Below are 5,705 nucleotides of genomic sequence, written 5' to 3'. Positions count from 1 at the left end.
ATAACTTGTCCTTGTTTTTAGGATTGTCTGGTAGCAATAGCGAAGAGGTCACACCTGTTCCCATGTCGAACACAGTAGTTAAGTTCTTCAGCGCCGATGGTAGTTGGGGCTTTGCCCCTGCAAGAGTAGGACGCCGCCAGGCATTTATATTATTTCCCTCATATCGCGGGGTGGAGCAGTCCGGTAGCTCGTTGGGCTCATAACCCAAAGGTCGCAGGTTCAAATCCTGCCCCCGCAACCAAATTATTTTAAAACCAAATGCTGTACTTGAAAAGCACATGATGAAGATTCTATCTCAGTTAAAGTAGAAGTGCTGGATGTACAATTAGAATGAGTTTTCCTTATTAATATAATTGGTCCGGTAGTTCAGCTGGTTAGAATGCCTGCCTGTCACGCAGGAGGTCGCGGGTTCGAGTCCCGTCCGGACCGCCACTTAAATATTATAATCGTCAATACACACACATGATTTTGAAAATCAAATGTGTGTTTTTTAATTTTTAGGCATTTATTGAGAAACAGCTTCGTTTTGATAGATAATCCTCTTATTACATAATGCAGACTATAAGCACGCTTCTAAGTCAGCCCCACTGATTTAATTTTTCCTTTTTCTTTATCTTTTTGCTATCATAGTTGTAGTCGATAAAAAGTATGGTGATAAAAATTATGGATGAATTCTCATTTATAGATTCAATTAAGCAGCATTCATATAGACAATCATCCTTAATTAAGGGAATTGGTGATGATGCAGCAGTTATTAGACCGGCAATGGATGTGGTTACAGCTGTAGATACTTTTGTGGAAGATGTTCATTTTTCAAAGACCACAATGGATGCTTTTCATGTTGGTTATCGAGCACTTGCAGCCAATATCAGTGATCTTGCAGCAATGGGGGCGACTCCGGCCTTTTACCTTGTCTCCATCGTTATTCCGAAAGACTGGGGACAAGATGACCTTGGTCAGATTTTTTTTGGTATGAAAAGCTTGGCGAAACAATATAAAATGGATTTAATTGGTGGCGACACCGTTTCCGGAAAGGAATTATCACTTTCCATTACGGTTATTGGATACACTTTAAAGGATAAGGCACGTTATAGAAGTTCAGCAAGACCGGGTGATGCAGTTTTTGTCACAGGCACATTGGGTGACTCCCAAGCAGGGTTGCATATTCTGACTGGTTCCGACCATTATCTGGAACGGGACTATTTTGTTAATAGACACCGCATGCCAACTCCGCGTGTAGAATTTGCAAGTCTTTTAAATGATTTGTCCAGAGTGGCTTTAAATGATATTAGTGATGGAATAGCAAGTGAAGCAAATGAAATTGCGGAATCATCCTATGTTACAATGATATTGGATGAAAAGCTGATTCCAACAAGTAGTTCTTTCAAGCAATTCCCAATAGAACTTCAGCAGAAATGGAAATTATACGGTGGTGAAGATTTTGAGCTATTGGGTACCGTACCAATAAAAGATTGGGATAAGGTGAAAAGGGCTGCAAAGCTTGCGAATACAAGTATCACCAAGATTGGCCATGTAGAGAAAGAAGGCAGGGCCGGTAGTGTATTATTAATAGACAATCATAAAACTGTACGTCTCGAGAAAAAGGGGTATACACACTTAAAGTAGGTGAGCACATGGCGAAAATACAATCAGATACAGAGCTTGAAACGATTTCGATTGCAGAGAAATTAGCATTGCTGCTTAAGCCTGGCGATGTCGTTACATTGGAAGGTGAATTAGGTTCTGGTAAAACTACTTTTACAAAAGGCCTGGCTAAAGGACTCGGTGTAAAACGAAATATAAGCAGCCCTACATTTACCATCATTAAAGAATATGAAGGTGAGATGCCTTTTTATCATATGGATGTATACCGATTGGAAAATTCAGAAGAGGATATCGGATTCGATGAGTATTTTCATGGCAATGGAATCACTGTTGTGGAATGGGCGCATTTTATTGAAGAATTTCTTCCTGAAGAACGTTTGGAGATTAGTATCAGTTATCTTAATGAAGATAGAAGAGAACTGGAACTTACGCCGACCGGACCGCATTTCAAATGGGTTGTTAATGAATTGATGAGTTAGGAGTAATTTGAATGAATATACTTGCAATAGACACTTCAAATCAGGTCCTTGGAGTATCTTTACTAAAGGATGACCAGATTATCGGAGAGGTCATGACCAATCTTACAAAGAATCATTCCGTAAGACTGATGCCCGCAATAGACAGACTAATGGCTGAGGTTACCCTTAAGCCTGAACAGCTGGACCGGATTGTGGTCGCTAAGGGGCCTGGATCGTACACGGGTGTCCGAATTGGCATTTCTACAGCGAAAACGATGGCATGGGCGCTTAATATCCCGGTCATTGGTGTATCGAGCCTGGAAGTCCTTGCCTATCAAGGGCGATTTTTTAATGGCTACATTTGTCCCTTTTTTGATGCCAGAAGAGGACTGGTATTTACCGGGCTGTATCAGTGGAAAGATAATCAGCTCGTAAACGTGATGGCTGAAAAGAATCTGTTAATGGAAGATGTCCTAAACGAGCTTGCAGAAGTTCGCAAACAAGTCCTGTTTGTAAGTCCGGACATCGGCTTATATAGAGAGGCAATCCAGGAATCACTTGGTAATCTTGCTGTAATTCCGGAAGGGCCCTATCATGTACCACAGGCTGGTCATTTGGGACTGGCGGGTCTGAATAAGAAAGCAGAAGATACGCATGCACTAGTACCGAATTACCTGCGGCTTGCTGAAGCGGAAGCAAACTGGCTGAAAACACAGAAGGAAAAAGAAAATCATGGCTGAGGCAATTATTAGAAACATGGAGCTATCAGACGTTGATGAGGTACTTGAGGTAGAACGATCTTCATTTGCGACACCTTGGACAACAGATATCTTTTATCAAGAACTGATTGATAATAAGCATGCACACTATTTTGTCCTGCAATTGGACGGAATTGTTGTGGGATATATGGGAATCTGGATTGTCATGGATGACGCACAAATTACGAATATAGCAGTAAAACCCGAATATCGCGGATATAAATTGGGTGAAAAACTGTTTGGCTATACTGTTCAGTACGCCTTGAAAAAAGGCGTGAAGCGGCTCTCGCTGGAAGTCCGGACATCCAATATTCCGGCACAGAAACTATATCGGAAGTTCGGACTGGTCCCTGGAGGGGTCCGCAAAAATTACTATACAGATAATCAGGAAGATGCTATCGTTATGTGGGTGAATTTAATATGAAAAAAAATACATTAATATTAGGGATCGAGACGAGTTGTGATGAAACTGCCGTAGCAATCGTAAAGGATGGCACGGAAATTATTACAAATGTCGTTGCATCCCAAATTGAGAGTCATAAACGATTTGGTGGAGTGGTTCCAGAGATTGCTTCCAGACACCATGTCGAGCAAATTACGCAAGTCCTGCAAGAAGCATTTGAGGAATCTGAGCTGACATGGGATGAAATAGATGCTATCTCAGTTACAGAAGGTCCTGGACTTGTTGGCGCATTGCTTGTCGGCGTCAATGCTGCCAAAGCACTTGCTTTCGCCAAACAAAAGCCGCTTGTCGGAGTGCACCATATTGCGGGTCATATTTATGCCAATCGCCTGGAAAGGGAATTTAATTTCCCGTTGCTAGCGCTAATCGTTTCAGGTGGCCATACAGAGCTTGTATTAATGAAAGAGCATGGGAGTTATGAGCTAATTGGGGAAACACGTGATGACGCTGCTGGAGAAGCATATGATAAGGTAGCAAGAATGCTCAACCTTCCTTATCCCGGCGGTCCGCATATTGACCGACTGGCTGCTGCGGGGTTAGAATCAATTGATTTCCCAAGGGCGTGGCTTGAGGAAAACAGCTATGATTTCAGCTTCAGCGGGTTAAAATCAGCCGTCATCAATAAAATACACAATGCCAAGCAACGCGGAGAAGAATTGAAAAATGAGGATATTGCTGCAAGCTTTCAGGCCAGTGTGGTCGAGGTCTTGACTGCGAAGACGCTAAGAGCTGCGAAGGAATATAATGTTAGCCAGGTCATCGTCGCCGGCGGAGTTGCAGCGAATAAAGGTTTGAGGAAAGAACTGGAAGCAGCATTTCGGGAAACCGAGATTCCATTGCTCATTCCGGATATTAAACTCTGTACGGATAATGCTGCAATGATAGCAGCCGCTGGTACGATAGCATTTGAACAGGGAAGGCGTTCTGGGCTCGATTTAAATGCGAATGCTTCCTTACTTTTAAAATAAGCACAGTTTATGCACAGGGGTGTGTATAAACGAGAAAGTTAGCGAGAGTTACTGCATTTCCATTGTGGATGAAATCTGTTGATAAACTTATTTCTGGCTGTGGATAATGTGTATAACTTTGTTGACAACAGGAATTTAGCTTTTTATAGAGAAATTTCGATGTGGATAAGTATATTAATCCACTTGTTAAATCATTGGAATGAAACGGAAAGAAATTTAGGTGATGCTGTTATGACTAAAAAACAACAATCTTATTATATGCAAACGGATTTGATATTCTTATTCATCTTATTTGTCTGTGTTAGCTTATTGACCATCTATAATGCCCAGCAGCTGGAGCAATATGAAGGTGAAAATTTTGTGCTGAAGCAGATTATTTGGTTCACAATCGGAGTCTGCATCGTTGCAGCAATCCAATTCTTGGATTTGGAGCAGCTGCATAAGGCAAGTGTCTATATCTATGGCGCGAGTATTTTTATCCTGTTTATCTTGTTGATAAGTCCGGAATCAATTGCACGTACCATTAATGGAGCCAAGAGCTGGTTTACTTTGCCGGGGCTATCCCTGCAGCCGGCGGAGTTCACTAAAATAACGACGATTCTCTTTATGTCTGCGGTAATCAGTAAGCATAAGTCAAAGTATGAGGTAAGCAGTTTAAAGAGTGATTCCTTTTTGCTGATTAAATTGCTATTGGTTACAGCTGCACCCGTATTCTTGATAATGCAGCAGCCTGACTTTGGTACCTCGATGGTATATCTGTTCATTGCTGGAATGATGATTATTCTATCTGGAATCAATTGGAAGATCATTGCGAGTTTAATCGCGATTATTTCTACCGTATCAGCTGCGGTTATCGGGTTTATCATAAAATTTCCGGTAATGGCACAACAGTTGCTTGGAATTAAGGAATATCAGGTCAATCGAATCCTTACATGGTTTGATCCAGCGCAGCAATCAAGTGACGCTACGTATCACTTTGACCGAGCATATATGGCTCTAGGTTCGGGTCAGTTATTTGGGAAAGGCATGAGTAATCTCCAAGTAAACTATCCAGAAGCACATACTGATTTTATCTTTGCTGTAATTGGAGAGAGCTTTGGCTTTATCGGGAGTGCATTGGTGATATTCTTATATTTTATGCTGCTCTATAAGCTTGTCACACTTGGTTTGAGTATATTTAAGCATTCCTCATTTGGTGCGTATTTCTGTTTTGGATTTTTAAGTCTTTTGCTGATCCATGTCTTTCAAAATATTGGCATGACATTAGGGATCATGCCGATTACAGGGATTCCGCTCTTACTGCTCAGTTACGGGGGGAGCTCTGTGTTATCCACAATGCTCGGTATGGGCATCATTTATCGGGTGGCAGTCGAATATACCATCCAAAACGATTATTTATTCAAATAAAAGATAGTTATATTAACATGGAAGAATTAATCACAGCAGAAAGCAT

General features: G+C 41.4%; 6 protein-coding genes, 2 tRNA genes and 1 rRNA gene. All 9 read left to right on the top strand.

Annotation, left to right across the window (positions count from 1 at the left end; all coding sequences use genetic code 11):
• The first annotated feature begins 26 nt into the window (after window positions 1-26).
• The 9 genes from rrf to OMHG_RS15055 all read left to right on the top strand — a co-directional run bounded on the left by rrf (window position 27) and on the right by OMHG_RS15055 (window position 5,659).
• Window positions 27-142: ribosomal RNA gene (gene rrf, locus OMHG_RS15095) — 5S ribosomal RNA — on the top strand.
• Window positions 143-164: 22 nt separating this feature from the next.
• Window positions 165-241: transfer RNA gene (locus OMHG_RS15090), tRNA-Met, on the top strand.
• A 114-nt stretch (window positions 242-355) separates the two neighbouring features.
• Window positions 356-432, top strand: a tRNA-Asp gene (locus OMHG_RS15085).
• Window positions 433-663: 231 nt separating this feature from the next.
• Window positions 664-1,626, top strand: coding sequence for a thiamine-phosphate kinase (thiL, locus tag OMHG_RS15080; RefSeq protein ID WP_010651735.1), 963 nt, complete (start codon window positions 664-666; stop codon window positions 1,624-1,626).
• Window positions 1,627-1,634: 8 nt separating this feature from the next.
• On the top strand, window positions 1,635-2,084 hold the full coding sequence (tsaE, locus tag OMHG_RS15075; RefSeq protein WP_010651734.1) for a tRNA (adenosine(37)-N6)-threonylcarbamoyltransferase complex ATPase subunit type 1 TsaE: 450 nt from the start codon (window positions 1,635-1,637) through the stop codon (window positions 2,082-2,084).
• A gap of 11 nt (window positions 2,085-2,095) precedes the next feature.
• Complete coding sequence (tsaB, locus tag OMHG_RS15070; RefSeq protein ID WP_010651733.1) at window positions 2,096-2,803, top strand: tRNA (adenosine(37)-N6)-threonylcarbamoyltransferase complex dimerization subunit type 1 TsaB; 708 nt, start codon at window positions 2,096-2,098, stop codon at window positions 2,801-2,803.
• On the top strand, window positions 2,796-3,245 hold the full coding sequence (rimI, locus tag OMHG_RS15065; RefSeq protein WP_010651732.1) for a ribosomal protein S18-alanine N-acetyltransferase: 450 nt from the start codon (window positions 2,796-2,798) through the stop codon (window positions 3,243-3,245). Before tsaB ends, rimI begins: the two co-directional genes overlap by 8 nt.
• A complete protein-coding gene (tsaD, locus tag OMHG_RS15060) occupies window positions 3,242-4,252 on the top strand; it encodes a tRNA (adenosine(37)-N6)-threonylcarbamoyltransferase complex transferase subunit TsaD (RefSeq protein ID WP_010651731.1) in 1,011 nt (336 codons plus the stop codon). Before rimI ends, tsaD begins: the two co-directional genes overlap by 4 nt.
• A gap of 231 nt (window positions 4,253-4,483) precedes the next feature.
• On the top strand, window positions 4,484-5,659 hold the full coding sequence (locus OMHG_RS15055) for an FtsW/RodA/SpoVE family cell cycle protein (protein WP_044477037.1): 1,176 nt from the start codon (window positions 4,484-4,486) through the stop codon (window positions 5,657-5,659).
• Window positions 5,660-5,705 lie beyond the last annotated feature (46 nt).

Origin of the sequence: Oceanobacillus massiliensis str. N'diop, from assembly GCF_000285495.1 — a bacterium.
Lineage (GTDB): Bacteria > Bacillota > Bacilli > Bacillales > Amphibacillaceae > Oceanobacillus > Oceanobacillus massiliensis.
The sequence above is the reverse complement of the archived record's forward strand: the minus strand, read 5'-3'. Positions and strand labels throughout refer to the sequence as shown.